A 22249-nucleotide genomic window follows, 5' to 3' on the forward strand; every position below is an offset into this window, starting at 1 on the left:
CAGACGCTTAGGCTGAATTATGGAGCATAACGATCTAAAAGTTTGATCACAGCCCCGCATCAGAACCTGTAGGAGCCGGCTTGCCGGCGATAGCGGTGGGTCAGACGATTAATTTAGTGACTGGACGGACGCCATCGCCGGCAAGCCGGCTCCTACAAAGGCCCTGTTCAATTCTGATCGAACGGATACGGCTGTTTCCAGCGTTCGAAAATCGGTTTCAACTGGCCGTTTTTGACCAGCACGTCCATTCGCTGGTCGAACAGCGCCATCAGTTTTCGCGCCTTGGGCGTATTGGCAAAGCACAGGTACAGCGGCAATTCCGCGATGTGCGTGCGCCGGAACTGGGACGGATCCTTGGTCCAGCGGAGCACGTAATCCACCTCGGTCAGCGCGTCGATGTAGTAGTCGACACGGTTGTGGGTCAGCATCGACAGAATACCGGTGCGCCGCATTACCTCGTTATAGCGACGTACGTTGGGCAGGTAGTCCTGGAAGTCGTAACCCCGGACCCAGGCCAGCCGGTAGTTGCCCAGCGTCTGCGGCGTCGGCGCAGGATTGCTGGCCAGCCCCAGGGCGTAGATGTGATCGGTGTCGTAATTCCAGCGCGGATACAGCAGATCGCTGACGTCATCCCGATAACCACCGACACAGGCGTCCACTTCTCCACGCTGCGCCAGGCCGATGGCGCGAATGTAGGGTTCCGTCCGGATGTCCAGTTTGACGCCGGCGGGCTCGAAGACTTCGCGCAACACGTCCCAACCCAGGCCATGGCCATCGGCGGCGGTGTAGTCTTCCCAGTCTTCGCTGGCCAGATGAATCACCGATGGCGTTGTCACTGCCTCCCCAGCCTGGGCGAGCGAAGCAAACAGTGCGAAACCCATCACAGCCAACCAGCGTCGAGCCATCCTAGTTCCCTGTTCCGCCACTCAGGCGAAAATCCATACCAGCCCCTGCATCGCCAGCCACGCGAACACTCCGGCCAATACGTCGTCGAGCATGATCCCGACACCACCGTGCACATGCCGGTCAATCCAGTGAATCGGCCACGGCTTGAGGATGTCGAAGAAGCGGAACACCAGAAAACCTGCGAGCAACCAGTACCAGCCTTCCGGCACCAGCCACAGGGTGATCCACATCCCGACCATTTCGTCCCAGACGATGCCTTCGTGGTCGTGCACCCGCAAATCGTCGGCCACTTTGCCGCACAACCAGAAGCCGAACAGCATGGTGATGCCCAGCATCAGCCAGTAACCCCAGTCGGGCAGCATCTGCCACAACGGAATAAAGGGTAGCGCAACTAACGAACCCCAGGTGCCCGGTGCCTTTGGCAAGGTGCCCGAACCGAAGCCGAACGCCAGGAAATGCCAGGGATTGCGCCAGACCGACGGCGGTACGAATTCCGCCGGAACCTGTTTGGGATGATCTGTCACGGTGTCTCCCGAAAATGTTGATAGCCCCGTGCTTGCGGGGTGATGTCTTGTCCGGCGGCATCCAGCAGCACAACGCCCTGCCCCGTGACCACGCGCCCGATCACATGGATTGGCCAGCCATCTGCCAGCAACCCCGGCAACTCGACGGACGGTAAGGTGAAGGCCAGTACGTAATCGTCACCACCGCTCTGGGCGGCGTGTTCGGCGCCCGATTGACCGAGGAAAGCCACCAGGGCCTTCGACAGCGGCAAGCGGTCCCGCTCAACCTGAATGCCGACCCTCGACGCGAGCGCGATGTGCCCGCAGTCGGCGAGCAAGCCATCGGAGATGTCCAGCGCCGAAGTGGCTTTACCGCGCAACGCCTGGCCCAGTGCGAGTTGCGGCTGTGGCGACCAGTAATGCGCCAGCAGCGGATCGGCGATGGCGGCTTCAGCCGTGCGCTGACCGAGCACCAGCGGCAAGGCACCGGCGGCATTGCCCAGCTCACCGCCGACACACAGCAGGTCGCCTGGTTGCGCACCGCTGCGGGTCAACGCCAAACCACTTGGCACACGCCCGAACACGGTCATGGTCAGGCTCAACGGCCCACGGGTAGTGTCGCCCCCCACCAGCGCGACACCGCAGTTCTGCGCCATGCGGTTCAAACCACGGGCATAGGCGTCCAGCCAATCGGCGGTTACCGTCGGCAAGGTCAGGGCAAGGGTAAAGGCAACGGGGGTGGCGCCCATGGCCGCCAGATCACTGACGGCCACGGCCAGCGAACGCTGACCGAGCAGAAACGGGTCGCAGGGGTCTGCGAAATGCACACCGGCCACGAGCGTGTCGGTGGAAATCGCCAGCTGCTCCCCGGGGGGAACAGCGAGCAAGGCGCAGTCATCGCCGATCCCGAGGGCAACGCCTTCGCCGCCCTGCGCACAAGGCGCGGCGGCGAAGAAATTGCGGATCAGCTCAAACTCGCCCATGGCTGAGACAAAGAGTTCAAGCGCCAATCAGCGCTTGAACGCCTTCACTTCAGCTTCACGCAGACGCGGGGCCAGCTTGTCGAGTACACCGTTGACGAACTTGTGGCCGTCGGTGGAACCGAAGACTTTCGCCAGTTCGATACCTTCGTTGATCACAACGCGGTAAGGCACGTCGACGCGCTCGAGCAGTTCCCAGGTGGACAGGCGCAATACTGCCAGTTCAACCGGGTCCAGCTCTTCGATGGTCAGGTCCAGGCAAGGCTTGAGTGCTGCGTCGATCTTGTCCTTCTGCGCCGGAACCCCATGCAGGATTTCACGGAAGTAGGCGCCGTCGACATCGCTGAAATCGTTATCGACCCGGAACTGCGCTTCGATCTCGTTCAGCGATTGCCTGGCCATGTGCCATTGGTACAGCGCCTGAGTCGCGAGCTGACGGGCTTCGCGACGCTTGACGCTTTTCGATGGCTTGCCGGCATCCGCAGGCTTTGGATCGCGCGGGTTGAAACGATCGCTTTCGTCGCTAATCACTTGGCCTCCAACTGCGCCAGCAGGCTGACCATTTCCAGAGCGGACAGGGCAGCTTCGGCTCCTTTGTTACCGGCCTTGGTGCCGGAACGTTCGATGGCTTGCTCGATGGAATCAACGGTCAGGACGCCGAAGGCAACCGGAACGCCGAACTCCATGGACACCTGGGCCAAGCCCTTGGTGCATTCGCCCGCCACGTATTCGAAGTGCGGAGTACCGCCACGAATGACCGCGCCCAGAGCGATGATGGCTGCGAACTCGCCCTTCTGAGCGACTTTCTGCGCAACCAGCGGGATTTCGAAGGCGCCAGGTGCGCGGATGATGGTGATGTCGCTTTCGCTCACGCCATGGCGAACCAGGGCATCAACTGCACCGCTGACCAGGCTTTCAACAACGAAGCTGTTGAAACGGCCCACTACCAAAGCGTAGCGGCCTTTAGGGGCGATGAAGGTACCTTCGATGGTCTTCAGGGTCATTCGTTAGTTCTCTTAAAGAGCCGGGACGCGTCTTCTACGCGTCCCTCAGTGATATTTGAACCGCGAATACAAGGCCGGGAACAACCGGTCATTATTCGGAGGGCACGTATTCTACAACTTCCAGATCGAAACCGGATATCGCATTAAATTTCATTGGCGCAGACATCAGGCGCATTTTGCGCACGCCCAGGTCCCGAAGGATCTGCGAACCGGCACCGACGATGCTGTAGGTGGTCGGTTTTTTCACGGCTGCGTGATCGGCGGTTTCGCGGATGTGCGCCAGCAACACGTCGCCATCGAGCGGGTGACCGAGCAACAGCACCACGCCGCTGCCAGCCTCGGCAACCGCGGCCATGGCGGCGCGCAGGCTCCAGCGGCCCGGTTGCTTGACCATCAACAGGTCGCGCAGCGGGTCCATGTTATGCACGCGAACCAGGGTCGGTTCTTCGGCGCACACGGTGCCCAGGGTCAGGGCCATGTGCACGTCGCCTTCCACGGAATCACGATAGGTCACCAGATTGAATTGGCCCAGTTCGCTGTCCAGAGGCTGCTCGGCAATCCGCTGAACGGTACGTTCGTGGATCATCCGGTAGTGGATCAGGTCGGCGATGGTGCCGATCTTGATGTTGTGCTCGGCGGCGAAAGCTTCCAGTTCGGCGCGACGGGACATGGTGCCGTCGTCGTTCATCACTTCGCAGATCACGCCGCTCGGCTCGAAACCGGCCATGCGCGCGAGGTCGCAGGCAGCTTCAGTGTGGCCGGCGCGAGCCAGGGTGCCACCGGCCTGGGCCATCAGCGGGAAGATGTGGCCGGGGCTGACGATGTCTTCGGCCTTGGCGTCTTTCGCGGCAGCGGCCTGCACGGTGCGCGCACGGTCGGCTGCGGAGATGCCGGTGGTCACGCCGGTGGCGGCTTCGATGGACACGGTGAACTTGGTGCCGAAACCGGAACCGTTGCGTGGCGCCATCAGCGGCAGCTTCAGCGTTTCGCAGCGCTCGCGGCTCATCGGCATGCAGATCAGGCCACGGGCGTGCTTGGCCATGAAATTGATGTGTTCGGCCTGGCAGCACTCGGCGGCCATGATCAGGTCGCCTTCGTTCTCGCGGTCTTCGTCATCCATGAGGATGACCATCTTGCCTTGGCGGATGTCTTCAACCAGTTCTTCGATGCTATTGAGCGCCACAAGGCACCCCCTTGGGTCAGGATTTGAGGTAGCCGTTGGCGGCCAGAAAGCTTTCGGTAATGTTACTGGAGGTTGGCTCTGCGGCCTTGTCGCCCAGCAACAGGCGCTCCAGGTAACGGGCCAGCAAGTCCACTTCCAGATTCACCCGACGACCCGGCTGGTACGACGCCATGATGGTTTCGCTCAGGGTGTGCGGAATGATCGTCAGCAGGAACTCGGCGCCATCGACCGCGTTCACGGTCAGGCTGGTGCCGTCGACGGTGATCGAGCCTTTGTGGGCGATGTACTTGGCCAGTTCTTTCGGTGCACGGATGCGGAATTCCACGGCACGTGCGTTCTCGGTGCGGGCAACCACCTCGCCCACGCCATCGACGTGACCGCTGACCAGGTGCCCGCCGAGGCGAGTGGTCGGGGTCAGGGCTTTTTCCAGATTGACCGGGCTGCCGCTTTTCAGGTCGTTCATGGCGGTGCAGTCGAGGGTTTCGCGACTGACGTCCGCGGCAAAGCCGTTGCCTGGCAGCTCAACGGCCGTCAGGCACACGCCGTTGACCGCGATGCTGTCGCCCAGTTTGACGTCGCTCAGATCGAGCTTGCCGGTTTCTACATGGACCCGCACATCTCCGCCTTTTGGGGTCAATGCACGAATACTGCCGATGGATTCGATGATGCCGGTAAACATGAAGTCCTCCTCGAGAACAGGGCCGTCGCGTGGCGCAGGCCCGGAATTATACGCTCGCCGATGGCGCAGGAATGGCAATGACTCGCCAGTCATCGCCAACCGCGCGGATTTCAGTGATTTTGAGCTCGGGCGCGTCTTTCATCTGCGCCAGCGGCCAGTCGAGCAATGGTCGGGCCGAAGAGCCCAGGAACTTGCCGGCGATGAAAATCTGGAATTCGTCCACCAGACCTTGCTGGGCAAAGGCCCCGGCCAGACGCGGACCGGCCTCGACCAGCACTTCGTTGACGCCGCGATTGGCCAGTTCGACCAGCAACTTGCGCAGGTCAACCAAGCCATCGTCACCGGCCACAATCAGGCATTCCGGGCCGTTGGCGTATTGTTCTTCAATCGCCATGCAGGTGGCGACCAGCGCCGGACCGGCCTTGAAGAATGGCGCATCGAGCGGCACGCGCAGGCGGCCATCGATTAAAACGCGCAGCGGCGGACGGCTCATTGCCAATGCGGTTTGCTCGGCGTCCAGCCCCAACTCGTCAGCGCGCACGGTCAAACGGGCGTTATCCGCCAGCACCGTGTCGGCGCCGGTCAGCACCACGCTGGCCTGGGCGCGCAGGCGTTGAACCGCCGAACGTGCGGCCGGGCCGGTGATCCATTGGCTTTCGCCGCTTTCCATCGCCGTGCGACCGTCGAGGCTCATGGCCAACTTGACCCGCACGAACGGCAAGCCGTGTTCCATGCGTTTAAGGAAGCCTTGATTGAGCTTGCGTGCCTCGCCTTCCAGCACACCGCTTTCGATGGCAATGCCAGCCTGAGCCAGACGCTGCATGCCACGACCGGCCACCGACGGGTTCGGATCCTGCATCGCCGCGACGACGCGGGCGAGGCCGGCATTCACCAGCGCATCGGCGCAAGGCGGCGTGCGGCCGTGGTGGCTGCACGGTTCGAGGGTCACGTAAGCGGTGGCACCACGGGCCTTGTCGCCCGCAGCGCGCAGCGCGTGGACTTCGGCGTGGGGTTCGCCGGTGCGCTCGTGCCAGCCTTCGCCGACAATCTGCCCGTCCTTCACGATCACGCAGCCAACACGCGGGTTGGGATGCGTCGTGTAATGGCCTTTGCGCGCCAGTTCCAGGGCGCGAGCCATGTAATGGGCGTCGAGGATGGCAAGCTCTGTGGAGGTGGTCATTCTTTCACCGGCTCACGGGCCAGGCGATCGATCTCTTCGCGGAACTCGTTGAGGTCCTGGAAGCGCCGATACACGGAGGCGAAACGAATGTAGGCGACTTCATCGAGCTTTTGCAGCTCGGCCATCACCAGTTCACCGACCACGAGGGACTTGACCTCGCGCTCGCCGGTGGCGCGCAGCTTGTGTTTGATGTGCACCAGCGACGATTCGAGGCGCTCGACACTCACCGGGCGCTTCTCCAGCGCACGCTGCATGCCGGCGCGGAGTTTTTCTTCGTCGAACGGCTGGCGGCTGCCGTCGGTTTTGATCAGGCGCGGCAACACCAGTTCAGCGGTTTCGAACGTCGTGAAACGCTCGCCGCAGGCCAGGCATTCGCGCCGGCGGCGCACCTGTTCGCCCTCGGCGACCAGACGCGAGTCGATGACCTTGGTGTCGTTGGCACCGCAGAAGGGACAGTGCATGGTGGCAGGCAACAAAAAAAGGGAGGGCCATGGTAGCGCATCCCGGTGGCAAGACAAGCCATAGGGTTTGCGGTATACAGACTGGCTATAGAGAATGATCCATGGATTTCACCTTGCTGGAGCCGCAAATGTCACTCAGACCGCTCGTATTGCTCAGCCTTTTCAGCCTGTTGGTGGCCTGCAGCAGCGATGCACCCAAGCCCCAGCCGCCAACGCCCGGCCCCGCTCCACAGGCGGCGCAGAAAAAAGCCCGCGAGTCCGCCAACCTCGGTCCGTTGCCCGCTTATCAGCGTGAATTGAGCGGCACGTTGCAAGGCGTGCCGGCCGGTGCCGAAGTCGAATTGGCGCTGCTGGTGATCGATGAAAAGGATCGCCCGCAACAATTGCTCGCCAGCTCCAGCCTGATCGGCACCAATCAGGTATTGCCGTTTCACCTGCGCTTCAACCCGGATTCGTTTCCGGCCGGTGCCCGCGTGGAACTGCGGGGCCGCGCCAGCCAGTCCGGCCAACTGATTTTGCACCTGCCGTCGCAAGTCATCACCCAGCCGACGACCCAGGCCCTGGGTCAACTGCAATTCGTCAAAGCGCCATGATTGCACCGCTCGACCTGCAACAGGCGTTGGGGGAGTTGCTGGGCGATGCACAACTTGTCCCGGTCGCCTTGCCCGATACCGCCCTGAAACTCTGGCTGATCGACGGCGACAACATGGACCGCGCCTTCAGCCCGGAAGAAACCCGGCGGATCCTGCATGAACCGCCGTACTGGAGTTTCTGCTGGGCCAGCGGGTTGTCGATGGCCCGCTACCTCGCTGAATTCCCCGAGTGGGTCAAAGGCAAACGCGTGCTGGATTTTGGTGCCGGTTCCGGCGTCGCGGGGATTGCCGCGGTAAAGGCCGGGGCGCTGGAAGTGGTGGCGTGTGACCTGGACCCGCTGGCGATTGCCGCCTGTCGGGCGAATGCCGAACTCAATGAAGTGGAGCTGAGTTACTCGACGGACTTTTTCGCCGAGGCGGATCGCTTTGATCTGATCCTGGTGGCCGATGTGCTGTACGACCGGGAGAATCTGCCGCTGCTCGATGAGTTTTTGAGTCGCGGCCGGGAAGCGCTGGTGGCGGATTCGCGGGTGAGGGATTTTCGTCATCCGTTGTATCAACGCATCGAAATGCTCGAAGCGATGACCTTGCCGGATCTGGCCGAGCCGGAAGAGTTTCGGTATGTGAGCCTGTATCACGCGCGGCGCGCTTAAAAGCTTCGCGGGCAAGCCTCGCTCCTACAGGTCCGCGTCGTTATTGAGAGCGGCACTAAACCTGTAGGAGCGAGGCTTGCCCGCGAAGGCAATCTGTCAGACTGCGCACACTTTCAGCCACACCCCGCCAAGCCGTATAGTTGCCCCATTCACGCTTTTACGAGATCCCCCATGAGTCAGCAAACGCCGTACATCTTCGACGCCACGACTGCCGATTTCGACCAGTCGGTGATCGAGAACTCTTTCCACAAACCGGTGCTGGTGGATTTCTGGGCCGAATGGTGTGCGCCCTGCAAAGTGCTGATGCCGATGCTGCAGACCATCGCCGAGAGCTATCAGGGCGAGTTGCTGCTGGCCAAGGTCAACTGCGATCTGGAACAAGACATCGTCGCTCGCTTCGGCATCCGCAGCTTGCCGACCGTGGTGTTGTTCAAGGATGGCCAGCCAGTGGACGGTTTTGCCGGTGCGCAGCCGGAATCCGCCGTCCGCACCATGCTCGAGCCTCACGTACAAATGCCGCCACCGGCGGCGGCTGATCCGTTCGAACAGGCTCAGGCGCTGTTTGACGAGAGCCGTTTCGCCGATGCAGAAGCCATTCTCAAAGTGCTGCTGGGCGAAGACAACACCAACGCCAAAGCGCTGATTCTGTATGCCCGCTGCCTGACTGAACGAGGTGAGCTGGGTGAAGCGCAAACCGTGCTCGACGCGGTGAAAAGCGATGAGCACAAGGCCGCATTGGCCGGTGCAAAAGCGCAAATCCAGTTTCTCGGCCAGGCCAAGGACTTGCCGGATGCCGCCGACTTGAAGGCGCGCTTGGCGAAGAATCCGCAGGACGATGAAGCGGTGTATCAACTGGCGATCCAGCAACTGGCCCGTCAGCAGTACGACGCGGCGCTGGATGCATTGCTCAAGCTGTTCGTGCGTAACCGCAGCTACAGCGAAGGCTTGCCGCATAAGACGTTGCTGCAAGTGTTCGAATTGTTGGGCAATGATCACCCGTTGGTGACCACGTATCGCCGCAAGTTGTTTGCTGCGTTGTACTGATAGACCGCGTTTTCGTTCATCGCCAGCAAGCCGGCTCCTACAGGATTTGCACGAACCTGTAGGAGCCGGCTTGCCGGCGATGGCGGCCGCACAAACAACGCATTTCTACAGCCAGCGATACAGCGGCGTATCTCCGCCACTCTCCACCTTCACCTCCGCGCTATGCCGCAACCGCACCAGCAGGCGCTTGCCCGACGCTGCGCTGCCAGTCAAACCTTCCAGTTGCTCCAGCAAATCCGGCCCGCTCAGTTGCCCGGCCTTGCGCAGCAGATCCTTTGCGACCTGCCACTGCGCATCATCCTGATTCACCGGTTTGGCCGGCGCTGCACTGACCTCTGGCTTGACCACCTGCACCTGCGCGCCGAGTCGCGCCCAGTCAGCGTCGTCCATCTCCAGGGTCAAATCCACCGGCCAGTCGCCGATGCTTCCGCGTATACGCAACATGGTTTCGCTCCCGCACATTTCTGACCTGCATGCTCCCATGGGACTTGTGCAACGCCAAGTAGCCGGTCAAACTCCCCGCACTTACGTTATAAGATTACATAACAAATTCTTCATTTTACTTTTCGGAGACCCGCCATGCGCCGTCTGCTGCTCGCTTTGCCGTTTGCCCTGTTGCCGCTGGCCATCGCCCATGCCGCCGATGAGCATGATCACGACCATGAACACGGCAGCCTCGGCACCCACGAGCATGGTGTCGGTCGCCTGAACGCAGCGCTGGACGGTCAGACCCTGGAGCTGGAACTGGAAAGCCCGGCGATGAACCTGGTGGGGTTCGAACACGCGGCCGCCACTGACGCCGACAAAGCCAAAGTCGCCGCCGCCCGTGCACAACTTGAAAAACCGCTGGCCCTGTTCAGCCTGCCGAAAGCGGCGGGTTGCGTGGTCGCGACTCAGGAACTGGAAAGCCCGCTGTTCGGTGACAAGCCGGATGCCGATGATGATCATGACGACGATGCCAAAGACGAGCATCACCACGACCACAGCGAAATCCACGCTCATTACCAGTTCACCTGCGCGACGCCGGGCGCACTGAAAACCCTGGATCTGGCAAACCTTTTCAACACGTTCCCGGCGACCCAGAAAATTCAGGTACAACTGATCAGCCCGAGCGGGCAGCAAGGGGTAGAAGTGACGGCCAAGGCGGCCGCCCTGAAATTCTGAACCCACCGCCCCCCCCCCTGTAGGAGCGAGGCTTGCCCGCGAAGAGGTCGTCACATTCAACATTGATGTCGACTGGCAGTATGCCTTCGCGGGCAAGCCTCGCTCCTACAAGGGATTGGTGTTGCATGTGAAATTGAGACAACCCAATGAAACCGGTGTTATGACCCAAGCACTCATCGAACTGTCCGACCTGGGCTTCAGTTGGCCCGGCCACCCGCCGCTGCTGGACATCCCGGCCTTTCGCCTGGAACCGGGTGAAACCCTGTTCCTCAAAGGCCCCAGCGGCAGCGGCAAGACCACCCTGCTCGGCCTGCTCGGTGGCGTGCAAAAGCCCGATCGCGGCAGCATTCGCCTGCTCGGCCAGGAACTGACCGAACTCGGTGCCGGCGCGCGTGATCGCTTTCGCGTCGATCACACCGGCTACATCTTCCAGCAGTTCAACCTGCTGCCGTTTCTCTCGGTGCGCGAGAACGTCGAGCTGCCCTGCCACTTCTCCAGGCTGCGCGCCGAACGGGCGATCCAGCGCCATGGCAGCGTCGATCAGGCGGCGGCAACCTTGCTCGCTCATTTGGGTTTGAAGGATGAAAGCATCCTCGGTCGCCGCGCCGATTCACTGTCCATCGGCCAACAACAACGCGTCGCCGCCGCCCGTGCGTTGATCGGTCAGCCGGAGCTGGTGATCGCCGACGAACCGACTTCCGCGCTGGATTACGACGCCCGCGAAAACTTCATTCGCCTGTTGTTCGCCGAATGCCGCGAAGCCGGGTCGAGCCTGTTGTTCGTCAGTCACGACCAAAGCCTTGCGCCGTTGTTCGATCGCAACCTGTCGCTGGCCGAACTCAATCGCGCCGCCACGCCTGCAGAGGTTTGAGATGTATTTGTTTCGTCTAGCCATGGCCAGCCTGGCTAACCGCCGCTTCACCGCGATCCTGACCGCGTTCGCCATCGCCCTGTCGGTCTGCCTGCTGTTGGCCGTGGAGCGCGTGCGCACCGAAGCCAAGGCCAGTTTTGCCAGCACCATCAGCGGCACCGACCTGATCGTCGGCGCCCGCTCCGGTTCAGTGAACCTGCTGCTGTACTCGGTGTTCCGCATCGGCAATGCCACCAACAACATCCGCTGGGACAGCTTCGAGCACTTCGCCAACAACCCGAAAGTGAAGTGGGCGATCCCGATGTCGCTGGGCGATTCCCATCGCGGTTATCGGGTGATGGGCACCACCGAGGCGTACTTCGAGCATTACCAGTACGGTCATCAACAACACCTGGAACTGGCTGACGGTCGCGCCTTCGCCACCGATCCGTTCGAAGTGGTGCTCGGCGCCGAAGTGGCCGATGCACTGCACTACAAACTCGGCGACAAACTGGTGCTGGCCCACGGCGTGGCGATGATCAGCCTGGTCAAGCACGATGACAAACCGTTCACGGTGGTCGGCATTCTCAAACGCACCGGCACACCGGTGGACCGTACATTGCACATCAGCCTCGGCGGCATGGAAGCGATTCACATCGACTGGCACAACGGCGTGCCGGCGCGCGGCAACGGTCGGATCAGCGCTGATCAGGCACGCAACATGGACCTGACGCCGCAAGCGATCACCGCATTCATGCTGGGCCTCAACAGCAAGATTTCGACCTTTGCCCTGCAGCGCGAAATCAACGAATTCCGTGGCGAACCGATGCTGGCGATCCTGCCGGGCGTGGCGCTGCAAGAGTTGTGGAGTTTGATGAGCACCGCAGAAAAAGCCTTGTTCGTGGTCTCGCTGTTTGTGGTGCTGACCGGGTTGATCGGCATGCTCACGGCGATTCTCACCAGCCTCAATGAACGTCGGCGCGAGATGGCTATTCTGCGCTCGGTGGGCGCGCGGCCATGGCACATCGCGACGTTGCTGGTGCTGGAGGCGTTCGCCCTGGCGTTGTCAGGCGTGATCGCCGGCGTGGCCCTGCTTTATGTGGGCATCGCCGCTGCGCAAGGCTACGTACAGGCCAATTACGGTCTGTTTCTGCCGCTGGCGTGGCCCAGCGAATATGAATGGACGCTGCTCGGTGGCATCCTGATCGCCGCGCTGCTGATGGGCAGCGTGCCGGCGTGGCGCGCGTATCGCCAATCCCTGGCCGATGGCCTGTCGATCCGACTATGAGGACGTTAATGATGCCCCGCGCTCTGCTTGCGCTGTTGATGCTGGTCGCCTTGCCGCTGTGGGCCGCCGAGCCGAAAGAGCTGACCTGGTCGGAAATGATCCCGCCGGACGCCGCACCGGAAGTGCCGAACATGACACCCCTGCACGACCTCTCGCAGATGGGCAGCGCGCTGTCCGCCGAGTCGGCGCCAGCCGCGAAACAGGACATGCCCAATGCACCGGTGGTGAAGAGCCTCGACGGCCAGAACATTCGCCTGCCGGGCTACATCGTGCCGCTGGAAGTGAGTGAAGAAGGCCGCACTACGGAGTTTCTGCTGGTGCCGTATTTCGGCGCCTGCATCCATGTACCGCCACCGCCGTCGAACCAGATCGTGCATGTCAAAAGCGAAGTCGGCGTGAAGCTGGACGAGCTGTATCAGCCTTATTGGATCGAGGGGGCGTTGCAGGTTAAAGCGTCGACCAGTGAGTTGGCGGATGCCGGGTATCAGATGGAGGCGGACAAGATTTATATCTATGAATTGCCGGAGTGAATCTGGTGTTCGCGTGTTGATTTGAAGGACGCCTTCGCGGGCAAGCCTCGCTCCTACAGGTGTGGCGCTAACCCGTAGGAGCGAGGCTTGCCCGCGAAGGCGTCCTCAAAGGTTCCGCAAAAATTAGTGCCATCACCGTTTCATTGAGCTGAGTCAAAAGACCGGACCAGACCGCTCCGTACCATTGGACATCGAACATTTTCAACGTCCTCTGGAGCCTCCATGCACAAGTCTTTGCTCAGCGCCTCGCTGTTTGCCCTCGCGCTCGCAGCCCCGCTCGCCCATGCCCACGAAGCCGGCGACATCCTCCTTCGTGCCGGTGCAATCACCGTCAACCCGAAAGCCGACAGCTCCAACGTCAAGGTCGATCAAGGTCCGTTGGCCGGCGCCGATCTGGGTGGCAAGGCCACCATGAGCAGCGACACGCAACTGGGTCTGAACTTCGCTTACATGCTCGACAGCCACTGGGGCATCGAGCTGCTCGCGGCCACGCCATTCGAACATGACGTGAAGCTCAAAGGCACCGCCCTCGGCGCGGCGAACGGCAAACTCGGCAGCCTGAAACACCTGCCGCCGACGTTGAGCATTGTCTACTACCCACTGGACGGCAAGTCTGCATTCCAACCGTACGTTGGCGCCGGTATCAACTACACCTGGATCTACGACGAGCACGTCGGCAGCGAGGCCAGCGCCAATGGCTTCAGCAACTTCAAGGCTGATAACTCCTGGGGCATGGCGTTTCAGGTCGGTGCCGACTACATGATCACCGACAACATCATGCTCAACGCCCAAGTGCGTTACATCGACATCGATACCACCGCCACCGTGGAAAACAACGCCGTGGCACAAGGCACCCGTGCCAAGGTCGATGTCGACGTGGACCCGTTCATCTACATGGTGGGCCTGGGTTACAAGTTCTAAAATCGTTCACGTGGTGGGAACGAGCTACAAAAAAAGGCGCCTTCACAGGCGCCTTTTTCTTGCTGGCGAAAAACTCAGCGCCCCAACAACCGCGCCAGGCCGACACTCATCGGCGTCTGAGCAGGGCAGGAAAACCGCTCCAGCAGTCGCTGATTGTTCGCCCGCGAATGGCGGATATCACCCGAACGCGCCGGGCCGTAGCTCACTGGCGGCAGTTCACCGACCGCCACTTTCAACGCTTCCAGCATTTGCTTGAGCGTGGTCGCCTGGTTCCAGCCGACATTGACCGCACCGACTTCAACCTGCGGTTTTTCGATGGCTTGCACCAGCACATCGACCAGATCTTCGACGTAAACAAAATCCCGCGTCTGCTCGCCATCGCCAAACACCGTGATCGGCAGGCCGTTTTGTGCGCGCTCGCTAAAAATGCTGATCACCCCGGAGTACGGCGAGGACGGATCCTGGCGCGGGCCGAAGATGTTGAAGAAGCGGAAAATCACCGGTTCCAGCGCATGCTGGCGACGGTAGAAATCGAAGTAATGTTCACTGGCCAACTTGTCCGACGCATACGGCGTCAGCGGTTCCTTGGGCGTGTCTTCGTCGATCGACTGGCCTTCGCCATTGTTGCCGTAGACCGCTGCGCTGGAGGCAAACAGCACACGTTTGACGCCGCTCTGGCGCATGGCTTCGCAGACATTCAGCGAACCGATGAAATTGCTCTGGTGAGTCTTCACCGGATCATCCACCGAAGCCTGCACCGACGCCACGGCTGCCAGATGCGCGACCGCACTGCAACCGACCATTGCGCGAGCGACCAGGGCGGCATCGGCGACGTCGCCGACTATCAGCTCGACGCGAGGATTATCCAGCGCCAGGTTGCTGCGCTTGCCGGTGGACAGGTCGTCGAGAATCCGTACCGAATGGCCCTTGGCGAGCAAGGCGTCGGTCAGGTGCGAGCCGATGAAACCCGCGCCGCCGGTGATTAAAACAGGGCCGTCAGCCATGGCGATAGAACCTGTCCAGTAAGCCAGGGAGTGCCGCACGCCAGGCGCGGGGCTTGATCCCGAAGGTGTGAAGGATTTTCTTGCAGGCCAGCACCGCGTGTTGCGGCTCTTCGGCAGCGTCCGGGCGTGCGGCGTGAGCCTGGGCGGTCGGCGCTTCGATGGCCAGCGGATGCAGTGCGCGGGCTTCGGTGAGAATAGCCTGCCCCAGCGCCAGCGGCGTGGTCGCCTCGTGCCCGGCGTAGTGGTAGGTGCCCCACAGTGGCGCCGCGCAATCGAGTTGCTTGAGCACCGAAATGATCACCCGGGCCGCGTCGTCGACCGGCGTCGGGTTGCCGCGACGGTCATCGGCCATCAACAGTTCTTCCGGTTTTTCGGCACGGGACAGGAAACGCCCGAGGGTGCCGTCGGGGCTGTCATCGAGCAGCCAGCCGAACCGCAGCAGCACATGTTGCGGGCAGGTCGCGCGCACGCTTTGCTCGATGCGCCACAAGGCCTGACCACGCAGGCCCAGCGGCACCGGTTCGTCTTTTTCGCTGTAGGCGGTCGCCCGCGAGCCGTCGAACACCCGATAGCTCGAGGGTTGCAGCAGAACGATGTTGTGATGCTGGCACAGTTCGGCCAGACGCTCGATTGCACGCTCTTGCCCGGCCAGACGCGATTCGCTGACCGTCTCCGCCTGGAACCAGTCGAAGTAGTAGGCGAGGTTGATCAACGCGTCCGGGCGCGTGTCGTCGAGCAGTTGCGTCAGGCTCGCGGCATCCCAGCCGTCTTGCGGTGGGCGGGGGGCGAGGAAACCGATGTCTTCCTCCGCACCGAGGCGAATCAGCGCCTGCCCAAGGGCATTTCCGCCGCCCAGTAACATAAGGCGCATTCGCATAGAGTCAGCAGGCCCAGTCTGATTGGATCAATGGCTTTATCGGCACCGCTCGCGGGCAGTGCCGTCGATAGTTGCCGGAATCGTTGCATTTTGCGGGTTTAGTGCGCAACCGTCATCCGTAAAGTGTAGATCTCCGGGATTTGTGGTGCTGCTTCGGGCCTCTTCGCGGGCAAGCCTCGCTCCTACAAGAGCACCGCCTACCCCTGTAGGAGCGAGGCTTGCCCGCGAAGAGGCCCTGAAGGCCAGCAGAGATCCCGAGCGGTACTTGCATCTTCCTCACCCCACCCGCATAAATTACTCCATGAATCTGCCCATCCCCACGGACGCGGCCATGGCAGGCTTCCACCCCGCCGTCAGCGCCTGGTTCAGCAGCACCTTCCCGACGGTCACCGCCGCCCAGGCCCGGGCGTGGCCGCTGATCCGTCAGCGCCGTTCGACGTTGATCGCCGCGCCCACCGGCTCCGGTAAAACCCTCACCGCGTTTCTCGCCGTCATCGACGATCTGGTCCACCGTGGCCTGGAAACCGCAGACGGGCTGCCCAACGAAACACTGGTGGTCTACGTCTCGCCGCTCAAAGCCTTGTCCAACGACATCCAGATCAACCTGCAAAACCCGCTGGCCGGCATCACTGAACAGTTACATGCGCTGGGCCTGCCCGAGTTGCAGATCAACACCGCCGTGCGCACCGGCGACACGCCGCAAAAAGAACGCTCGGCGATGCGCAAGACCGCGCCGCACATTCTGGTGACCACCCCGGAATCCCTTTACGTGCTGCTCGGCTCCGACTCCGGCCGGCAAATGCTCGGCACCACGCGCACGGTGATCGTCGATGAGATCCACGCCATCGCCGCCAGCAAACGCGGCAGCCATCTGGCCCTGAGCCTGGAGCGTTTGCAGGCGTTATGCGCAGCACCGTTGATGCGCATCGGCCTGTCCGCCACGCAAAAACCCATCGAAGCAGTTTCACGCTTTCTGGTCGGTCGTGATCGCGCATGCGAAATCATCGACATCGGCCACGCCCGTCCACGGGATCTAGGCATCGAAGTACCGCCGGTGCCGCTGTCGGCGGTGATGGCCAACGATGTCTGGGAATTGGTCTACGACCGCCTCGCCGTCCTCGCCCGCGAACACCGCACCACACTGATTTTCGTCAACACCCGGCGGCTGGCCGAACGCCTGAGCCGGCATTTGAGCGAACGTCTCGGCAAGCAAGCAGTCGCCGCCCACCACGGCAGCCTGGCCAAGGAGTTTCGCCTCGATGCCGAACAACGACTCAAGTGCGGCGACCTGCAAGTGCTGATCGCCACGGCGTCGCTGGAACTGGGGATAGATATCGGTGATGTCGATCTGGTCTGTCAGATCTCGTCGCCGCGTTCGATTGCCGGATTCCTGCAACGTGTCGGCCGCTCCGGCCACCAGATCGGCGGCACGCCCAAGGGCCGATTGTTCGCCACCACCCGCGACGATTTGATCGAATGCACCGCACTGCTCGACTGCGTGCGCCGGGGTGAACTCGATACCTTGCAGATTCCTCAAGCGCCGCTGGACGTACTGGCCCAGCAGATCATCGCCGAGGTCAGTTGCCAGGAATGGCCGGAGCACGCGCTGCTGGAGATGTTCCGCAATGCCTCGCCCTACGCTGAGCTCGACGAAAAACATTATCAGGCGCTGCTGCAGATGCTCGCCGAGGGCTACAACGGTCGCCAGGGCATCCGCAGCGCGTACCTGCACCGCGACGCCGTGACGCGTACTTTGCGCGGTCGACGCGGCAGCAAACTCACCGCCGTGACCAGCGGCGGCACCATCCCGGACAACGCCGACTACAGCGTGCTGCTGGAACCGCAAGGGCTGAACATCGGCAGCGTCAACGAAGACTTCGCCGTGGAAAGCATCGCCGGTGATGTCTTTCAGTTGGGCAACACCTCGTACCGAATCCTGCGGGTCGAAGCCGGCAAGGTCCGGGTCGAAGATGCGCACGGCCAGCCGCCGACCATTCCGTTCTGGCTCGGCGAAGCGCCGGGGCGCAGCGCGGAGTTGTCCTTCGCCGTGGCGCGCCTGCAAGCGCAACTCGACGACCTGCTCGGCGCCACGCCCGGCAACTTGCAGCCGGCCCTCGACTGGCTGACCGAGACCCTCGGCCTGAACCTCGACAGCGCCGGACAACTGGTGGATTACCTCGCCCGCGCACGCCTGACATTGGGCGCCCTGCCCTCGCAGGACACGCTGCTGATGGAGCGCTTTTTCGATGAGTCCGGCGGCACGCAACTGATCATCCACACGCCCTTCGGCAGCCGCATCAACCGCGCCTGGGGCCTGGCCCTGCGCAAGCGTTTCTGCCGCACCTTCAACTTCGAATTGCAGGCTGCCGCCAGCGAAGATGCGATCGTGTTGTCGCTGTCCACCAGCCACAGCTTTGAGCTCGATGATGTCTGGCGCTACCTGCACAGCAACAGCGCCGAACACCTGCTGATTCAAGCGGTGCTCGATGCGCCGCTGTTCGGTGTGCGCTGGCGCTGGAATGCCGGCGTCGCATTGGCGTTGCCGCGTTACAGCGGCGGGCGCAAAGTCCCCCCGCAGATTCAGCGGATGAAAAGCGAAGACCTGATCGCCAGCGTGTTTCCCGACCAGATCGCCTGCGTGGAAAACCTCGCCGGCGAACGGGAGATTCCCGATCATCCACTGGTGGAACAGACCCTCGACGATTGCCTCCACGAAGCCATGGACTGCGAAGGCTGGCTGACGTTGTTGCGGCGCATGGAACGCGGCGACGTTCGCCTGATCAGCCGCGACCTGCCGGCGCCTTCGCCGCTGGCCGCCGAAATTCTCAGCGCCCGGCCTTACACCTTTCTCGACGACGCGCCGCTGGAAGAGCGCCGCACCCAAGCCGTGCTCAACCGGCGCTGGACCGACCCGCAGTCCACCGACGACCTCGGCGCGCTGGATGCCGAGGCGATTCAAGCGGTGCGCGATGAGGCCTGGCCGACGCCGACCAATGCCGATGAAATGCACGAGACGTTGATGAGCCTCGCGTGCATCGCCGATGCCGAGGCGCAGGCCAATGCGCAGTGGATTGATTGGTTGAATGCCCTTGCCGAGAGCGGTCGCGCCAGTCGTTTGCAGATCGATGCCGGGCAATTGCTGTGGCTGGCGGTGGAGCGGCTGACGTGCCTGCGCGCCATTTATCCACAGGCAAATTTGTCGCCACCGCTGGAGGCGCTGCCGGGGTTCAATGACGTCTGGGAAGCAGACGAAGCGGTGCTGGAAGTTATCCGCGCACGACTCAGCGCTTTTGGTCCGTTGCCACTGAGCGCGATTGCCAAACCTCTGGGATTACCTTCGACTCACGTCACCCAGGCACTCGCGCAACTGGAACGCGAAGGTTATGTGTTGCGCGGCCACTTCACCCCCGGCGCCGATCAGGAAGAATGGTGCGAGCGGCATCTGCTGGCGCGAATTCATCGCTACACGGTCAAGCGTCTGCGGCGAGAAATCGAGCCTGTGGCGTTGCAGGATTTCATGCGATTCCTGTTCGACTGGCAGCATCTTTCTGCCTCGACCCAAGGCCAGGGCAATGCGGTGCTGCCCGCCATCGTCGCTCAGTTCGAAGGCTATCCCGCCGCCGCTTCAGCCTGGGACAGCGACATTCTGCCAGCGCGGATCAAAGGCTATTCAGCGAGTTGGCTGGATGACCTGTGCCGTAGTGGCAAACTGGTCTGGACGCGCCTGACCGCGCACAACAAAAGCGCCAGCACGGCGCTGCGCAGCACGCCGATTGTGTTGCTGCCGCGCAGCCAGGTCGGGTTATGGAGCGGTCTGACTGAACAGACACCGGTCAGCGACCTGTCGCCCAAAACTCAAAAGGTTTACCAAGCCCTCAGCCAACACGGCGCGTTGTTTTTCGATGAGCTGATTTACGAGGCTCATCTGCTGCGCTCGGAGCTGGAAATCGCCTTGCAGGAACTGGTCGGCGCCGGGCTGGTGAACGCCGACAGTTTTGCCGGTTTACGGGCGCTGATCACGCCGGCCAATAAACGGCAGAATCGCAGCAGCCGACGCGGGCGCGGAGCGTTTATCGGAGGCATGGATGACGCCGGACGCTGGGCCTTGCTTCGACGCGGGGCGCCAGCGCAGGTGGTGGATAACAAACATCCAACGCCGAGCGACACCCTGGAACACATTGCCATGACCTTGCTGCGCCGCTACGGCGTGGTGTTCTGGCGCCTGCTGGAACGCGAAGCAGACTGGTTGCCGAGCTGGCGCGAATTGCTGCGCACGTTCCATCGGCTGGAGGCTCGCGGCGAGATTCGCGGCGGGCGGTTTGTCAGTGGTTTGGCCGGTGAACAGTTCGCCTTGCCCGAGGCGATTCCGTTACTGCGCGAAGTGCGGCGGCGGGCGCATGACGGGAGTCTGATTGCCGTGTGCGGGGTTGATCCGCTGAATCTCGCCGGCACGCTGCTACCCGGTGCGAAAGTGCCGGCACTGGCGAGTAATCGGTTGGTGTACCGCGATGGTTTGCCGGTGGCTGCCGAGATCGCTGGCCAGCAGGTTTTCTGGGTGGAATCGACGAGTGAAATACGCAACAAGCTGATCCGGCATTGACGCTGTCACGGCCGGCCTCTTCGCCGGCAAGCCGGCTCCTACAGGTCCGGTGCCACATAAAAACCCCGGACTACACGCAACCCTTGTAGGAGCCGGCTTGCCGGCGATGAGGCCCTCAAAAACGGCGGCGCATATGAGGCCGCCATCGCTGGCAAGCCAGCTCCTACAGGTCCGGGGCCACATAAAAACCCCGGACTACACGCAACCCTTGTAGGAGCCGGCTTGCCGGCGATGAGGCCCTCAAAAACGGCGGCGTATATGAGGCCGCCATCGCTGGCAAGCCAGCTCCTACAGGTCCGGTGCCACATAAAAAACCTGGATTACACGCAACCCTTGTAGGAGCCGGCTTGCTGGCGATGAGGCCCTCGAGAACGGCGGTGCATTTGAGGCCGCCTTCGCCAGCAAGCCGGCTCCTACAAAGGGCTGCGTGTTTCCATCGAGGTGATATTTGCGTTCAGGGCAAATATCAAATGCCAATACCTCTATTTTTCCGCACAACCCAATCCCCGACACTGCGCTCCATCAATCAACCCACCGGAGTTGCAGCCATGCCCATTGCCTTGCTCGCGCTGACCCTCAGCGCCTTCGCCATCGGGACGACCGAGTTCGTCATCGTTGGCTTGTTACCCACTATCGGCGCCGACCTCGGCGTCAGCCTGCCGTCCGCCGGCCTGCTGGTCAGCCTCTATGCCCTGGGCGTTGCCATCGGTGCCCCGGTGCTGACCGCCCTCACCGGCAAAGTCCCGCGCAAAATGCTGCTGTTGTCGCTGATGGTGCTGTTCACCCTTGGCAACCTGCTGGCGTGGAAAGCACCGAGCTACGAATCGCTGATCATTGCGCGAATCGTCACCGGCCTGGCCCACGGGGTGTTTTTCTCGATTGGCTCGACCATCGCCACCAGCCTGGTGCCGAAGGAAAAAGCCGCCAGCGCGATTGCGATCATGTTCACCGGTCTGACGGTGGCGCTGGTCACCGGCGTACCGTTGGGGACGTTCATCGGTCAGCATTTCGGCTGGCGTGAAACCTTCCTCGCCGTCTCTGCTTTGGGTGTGATTGCGTTCATCGGCAGCCTGCTCTACGTGCCGAAAAACATCACCCACAGCAAACCGGCTTCGCTGCTGGAACAGTTGCAGGTCCTCAAACAACCGCGCTTGCTGTTGGTGTATGCCATGACGGCGGTCGGTTACGGCGGTTCGTTCATCGCCTTCACGTTCCTTGCGCCGATTCTTCAAGACATCTCTGGTTTCAGCGCCGGCACCGTCAGCCTGGTGTTGCTGGTGTACGGCATCTCGGTTGCCGTCGGTAATATCTGGGGCGGCAAACTGGCCGACAAACGCGGCCCGATCAAAGCCCTGAAAATCATCTTCGCCCTGCTCGCTGCTGTGTTGTTCGTGTTGACCTTCACCGCCGGCAACCCGTGGCTGGCGCTGGCCACCGTGCTGGTCTGGGGCGCGGTCGCTTTCGGCAACGTGCCGGGTTTGCAGGTGTATGTGGTGCGTCAGGCCGAACATCACACGCCGAATGCGGTGGACGTGGCTTCCGGCCTGAACATCGCGGCGTTCAACCTCGGCATTGCCGGTGGCGCGTGGGGCGGTGGTTTGATCGTCGCTCACATGGGCCTGATCCATACCGCATGGATCGGTGGTCTGGTGGTGTTGGTGGCGCTGGCGCTGACCGCCTGGAGCGGCCGCCTCGATCGCCTCGGCCCGGTGTATGCCACGAGTTCAACCCGCATCGTCGCCGGTCACTGATTACCCTTGTAGGAGCCGGCTTGCTGGCGATAGCGGTGTGTCAGTCACATCAATGTTGAATGTGCCACCGCTATCGCC

General features: G+C 62.1%; 22 protein-coding genes. 10 read left to right on the forward strand and 12 right to left on the reverse strand.

Annotation, left to right across the window (positions count from 1 at the left end; all coding sequences use genetic code 11):
* Positions 1-167: 167 nt before the first annotated feature.
* The 9 genes from KGB24_RS00530 to nrdR all read right to left on the reverse strand — a co-directional run bounded on the left by KGB24_RS00530 (position 168) and on the right by nrdR (position 6896).
* Positions 168-905, reverse strand: coding sequence for a substrate-binding periplasmic protein (locus KGB24_RS00530; protein WP_223415639.1), 738 nt, complete (start codon positions 903-905; stop codon positions 168-170).
* A gap of 21 nt (positions 906-926) precedes the next feature.
* Entirely contained in the window at positions 927-1430 is a 504-nt protein-coding gene (locus tag KGB24_RS00535; RefSeq protein ID WP_008033735.1) for a phosphatidylglycerophosphatase A, read from the reverse strand.
* Entirely contained in the window at positions 1427-2392 is a 966-nt protein-coding gene (gene thiL / locus KGB24_RS00540) for a thiamine-phosphate kinase (protein ID WP_008042956.1), read from the reverse strand. Before thiL ends, KGB24_RS00535 begins: the two co-directional genes overlap by 4 nt.
* Positions 2393-2419: 27 nt before the next feature.
* A complete protein-coding gene (gene nusB / locus KGB24_RS00545) occupies positions 2420-2920 on the reverse strand; it encodes a transcription antitermination factor NusB (protein WP_178129415.1) in 501 nt (166 codons plus the stop codon).
* Positions 2917-3393 (reverse strand): 6,7-dimethyl-8-ribityllumazine synthase, encoded by a 477-nt coding sequence (gene ribE, locus KGB24_RS00550; RefSeq protein WP_003228649.1) that lies wholly within the window; start codon positions 3391-3393, stop codon positions 2917-2919. The genes nusB and ribE overlap by 4 nt, the downstream gene beginning before the upstream one ends.
* A gap of 91 nt (positions 3394-3484) precedes the next feature.
* Entirely contained in the window at positions 3485-4576 is a 1092-nt protein-coding gene (gene ribBA / locus KGB24_RS00555) for a bifunctional 3,4-dihydroxy-2-butanone-4-phosphate synthase/GTP cyclohydrolase II (protein ID WP_008033745.1), read from the reverse strand.
* Positions 4577-4592: 16 nt separating this feature from the next.
* Positions 4593-5255: a riboflavin synthase gene (locus tag KGB24_RS00560; RefSeq protein ID WP_008033746.1), complete on the reverse strand. Its 663-nt coding sequence runs from the start codon at positions 5253-5255 to the stop codon at positions 4593-4595.
* A gap of 46 nt (positions 5256-5301) precedes the next feature.
* A complete protein-coding gene (gene ribD / locus KGB24_RS00565) occupies positions 5302-6435 on the reverse strand; it encodes a bifunctional diaminohydroxyphosphoribosylaminopyrimidine deaminase/5-amino-6-(5-phosphoribosylamino)uracil reductase RibD (protein ID WP_008033747.1) in 1134 nt (377 codons plus the stop codon).
* Positions 6432-6896 (reverse strand): transcriptional regulator NrdR, encoded by a 465-nt coding sequence (gene nrdR / locus KGB24_RS00570; RefSeq protein ID WP_003228656.1) that lies wholly within the window; start codon positions 6894-6896, stop codon positions 6432-6434. Before nrdR ends, ribD begins: the two co-directional genes overlap by 4 nt.
* A gap of 128 nt (positions 6897-7024) precedes the next feature.
* On the opposite strand from nrdR, the gene KGB24_RS00575 reads away from it, so the two are divergent.
* From KGB24_RS00575 to trxA, 3 genes are all read left to right on the forward strand, one after another.
* Positions 7025-7489, forward strand: a complete 465-nt coding sequence (locus KGB24_RS00575; RefSeq protein ID WP_032832770.1) for a YbaY family lipoprotein — start codon at positions 7025-7027, stop codon at positions 7487-7489.
* The gene (locus tag KGB24_RS00580; protein WP_008042945.1) at positions 7486-8142 is read left to right on the forward strand and encodes a class I SAM-dependent methyltransferase; all 657 of its coding nucleotides are present in this window, start codon (positions 7486-7488) and stop codon (positions 8140-8142) included. The genes KGB24_RS00575 and KGB24_RS00580 overlap by 4 nt, the downstream gene beginning before the upstream one ends.
* Before the next feature lie 171 nt (positions 8143-8313).
* Entirely contained in the window at positions 8314-9186 is an 873-nt protein-coding gene (gene trxA, locus KGB24_RS00585) for a thioredoxin (protein WP_223415638.1), read from the forward strand.
* A gap of 105 nt (positions 9187-9291) precedes the next feature.
* Here trxA and KGB24_RS00590 read toward each other — a convergent pair whose 3' ends face one another.
* A complete protein-coding gene (locus tag KGB24_RS00590) occupies positions 9292-9630 on the reverse strand; it encodes a hypothetical protein (RefSeq protein WP_008033753.1) in 339 nt (112 codons plus the stop codon).
* Between the two features lie 135 nt (positions 9631-9765).
* Here KGB24_RS00590 and KGB24_RS00595 point away from each other — a divergent pair, with 135 nt between their 5' ends.
* The 5 genes from KGB24_RS00595 to KGB24_RS00615 all read left to right on the forward strand — a co-directional run bounded on the left by KGB24_RS00595 (position 9766) and on the right by KGB24_RS00615 (position 13939).
* A complete protein-coding gene (locus KGB24_RS00595) occupies positions 9766-10350 on the forward strand; it encodes a DUF2796 domain-containing protein (RefSeq protein WP_223415637.1) in 585 nt (194 codons plus the stop codon).
* Between the two features lie 160 nt (positions 10351-10510).
* Positions 10511-11221, forward strand: a complete 711-nt coding sequence (locus KGB24_RS00600; protein WP_008033756.1) for an ABC transporter ATP-binding protein — start codon at positions 10511-10513, stop codon at positions 11219-11221.
* A 1-nt stretch (position 11222) separates the two neighbouring features.
* On the forward strand, positions 11223-12488 hold the full coding sequence (locus KGB24_RS00605; protein WP_223415636.1) for an ABC transporter permease: 1266 nt from the start codon (positions 11223-11225) through the stop codon (positions 12486-12488).
* An 11-nt stretch (positions 12489-12499) separates the two neighbouring features.
* Positions 12500-13018, forward strand: coding sequence for a DUF3299 domain-containing protein (locus KGB24_RS00610; RefSeq protein WP_223415635.1), 519 nt, complete (start codon positions 12500-12502; stop codon positions 13016-13018).
* A 222-nt stretch (positions 13019-13240) separates the two neighbouring features.
* Complete coding sequence (locus KGB24_RS00615) at positions 13241-13939, forward strand: OmpW/AlkL family protein (protein ID WP_008033766.1); 699 nt, start codon at positions 13241-13243, stop codon at positions 13937-13939.
* A gap of 74 nt (positions 13940-14013) precedes the next feature.
* On the opposite strand, the gene KGB24_RS00620 is transcribed toward KGB24_RS00615, so the two are convergent.
* Positions 14014-14943, reverse strand: a complete 930-nt coding sequence (locus KGB24_RS00620) for an NAD-dependent epimerase/dehydratase family protein (RefSeq protein WP_192228078.1) — start codon at positions 14941-14943, stop codon at positions 14014-14016.
* Positions 14936-15820, reverse strand: a complete 885-nt coding sequence (locus KGB24_RS00625; RefSeq protein WP_032829110.1) for a sugar nucleotide-binding protein — start codon at positions 15818-15820, stop codon at positions 14936-14938. The genes KGB24_RS00620 and KGB24_RS00625 overlap by 8 nt, the downstream gene beginning before the upstream one ends.
* Before the next feature lie 301 nt (positions 15821-16121).
* Here KGB24_RS00625 and KGB24_RS00630 point away from each other — a divergent pair, with 301 nt between their 5' ends.
* Positions 16122-20420, forward strand: coding sequence for a DEAD/DEAH box helicase (locus tag KGB24_RS00630; protein WP_223415634.1), 4299 nt, complete (start codon positions 16122-16124; stop codon positions 20418-20420).
* Positions 20421-20968: 548 nt separating this feature from the next.
* Positions 20969-22171: an MFS transporter gene (locus KGB24_RS00635; protein ID WP_223415633.1), complete on the forward strand. Its 1203-nt coding sequence runs from the start codon at positions 20969-20971 to the stop codon at positions 22169-22171.
* Positions 22172-22249 lie beyond the last annotated feature (78 nt).

The sequence above is a fragment of the Pseudomonas sp. BF-RE-25 genome, assembly GCF_019956105.1.
In the GTDB taxonomy this organism is placed as follows: domain Bacteria; phylum Pseudomonadota; class Gammaproteobacteria; order Pseudomonadales; family Pseudomonadaceae; genus Aquipseudomonas; species Aquipseudomonas migulae.

What these genes read in the sequence shown, in the direction of transcription:
- KGB24_RS00530 (WP_223415639.1), bottom strand. Translation starts at nt 905, where the DNA reads ATGGCTCGACGCTGGTTGGCTGTGATGGGTTTCGCACTGTTTGCTTCG.
- thiL (WP_008042956.1), bottom strand. Translation starts at nt 2,392, where the DNA reads ATGGGCGAGTTTGAGCTGATCCGCAATTTCTTCGCCGCCGCGCCTTGT.
- ribE (WP_003228649.1), bottom strand. Translation starts at nt 3,393, where the DNA reads ATGACCCTGAAGACCATCGAAGGTACCTTCATCGCCCCTAAAGGCCGC.
- KGB24_RS00560 (WP_008033746.1), bottom strand. Translation starts at nt 5,255, where the DNA reads ATGTTTACCGGCATCATCGAATCCATCGGCAGTATTCGTGCATTGACC.
- ribD (WP_008033747.1), bottom strand. Translation starts at nt 6,435, where the DNA reads ATGACCACCTCCACAGAGCTTGCCATCCTCGACGCCCATTACATGGCT.
- nrdR (WP_003228656.1), bottom strand. Translation starts at nt 6,896, where the DNA reads ATGCACTGTCCCTTCTGCGGTGCCAACGACACCAAGGTCATCGACTCG.
- KGB24_RS00575 (WP_032832770.1), top strand. Translation starts at nt 7,025, where the DNA reads ATGTCACTCAGACCGCTCGTATTGCTCAGCCTTTTCAGCCTGTTGGTG.
- KGB24_RS00580 (WP_008042945.1), top strand. Translation starts at nt 7,486, where the DNA reads ATGATTGCACCGCTCGACCTGCAACAGGCGTTGGGGGAGTTGCTGGGC.
- trxA (WP_223415638.1), top strand. Translation starts at nt 8,314, where the DNA reads ATGAGTCAGCAAACGCCGTACATCTTCGACGCCACGACTGCCGATTTC.
- KGB24_RS00590 (WP_008033753.1), bottom strand. Translation starts at nt 9,630, where the DNA reads ATGTTGCGTATACGCGGAAGCATCGGCGACTGGCCGGTGGATTTGACC.
- KGB24_RS00595 (WP_223415637.1), top strand. Translation starts at nt 9,766, where the DNA reads ATGCGCCGTCTGCTGCTCGCTTTGCCGTTTGCCCTGTTGCCGCTGGCC.
- KGB24_RS00600 (WP_008033756.1), top strand. Translation starts at nt 10,511, where the DNA reads ATGACCCAAGCACTCATCGAACTGTCCGACCTGGGCTTCAGTTGGCCC.
- KGB24_RS00605 (WP_223415636.1), top strand. Translation starts at nt 11,223, where the DNA reads ATGTATTTGTTTCGTCTAGCCATGGCCAGCCTGGCTAACCGCCGCTTC.
- KGB24_RS00610 (WP_223415635.1), top strand. Translation starts at nt 12,500, where the DNA reads ATGCCCCGCGCTCTGCTTGCGCTGTTGATGCTGGTCGCCTTGCCGCTG.
- KGB24_RS00615 (WP_008033766.1), top strand. Translation starts at nt 13,241, where the DNA reads ATGCACAAGTCTTTGCTCAGCGCCTCGCTGTTTGCCCTCGCGCTCGCA.
- KGB24_RS00620 (WP_192228078.1), bottom strand. Translation starts at nt 14,943, where the DNA reads ATGGCTGACGGCCCTGTTTTAATCACCGGCGGCGCGGGTTTCATCGGC.
- KGB24_RS00625 (WP_032829110.1), bottom strand. Translation starts at nt 15,820, where the DNA reads ATGCGAATGCGCCTTATGTTACTGGGCGGCGGAAATGCCCTTGGGCAG.
- KGB24_RS00630 (WP_223415634.1), top strand. Translation starts at nt 16,122, where the DNA reads ATGAATCTGCCCATCCCCACGGACGCGGCCATGGCAGGCTTCCACCCC.
- KGB24_RS00635 (WP_223415633.1), top strand. Translation starts at nt 20,969, where the DNA reads ATGCCCATTGCCTTGCTCGCGCTGACCCTCAGCGCCTTCGCCATCGGG.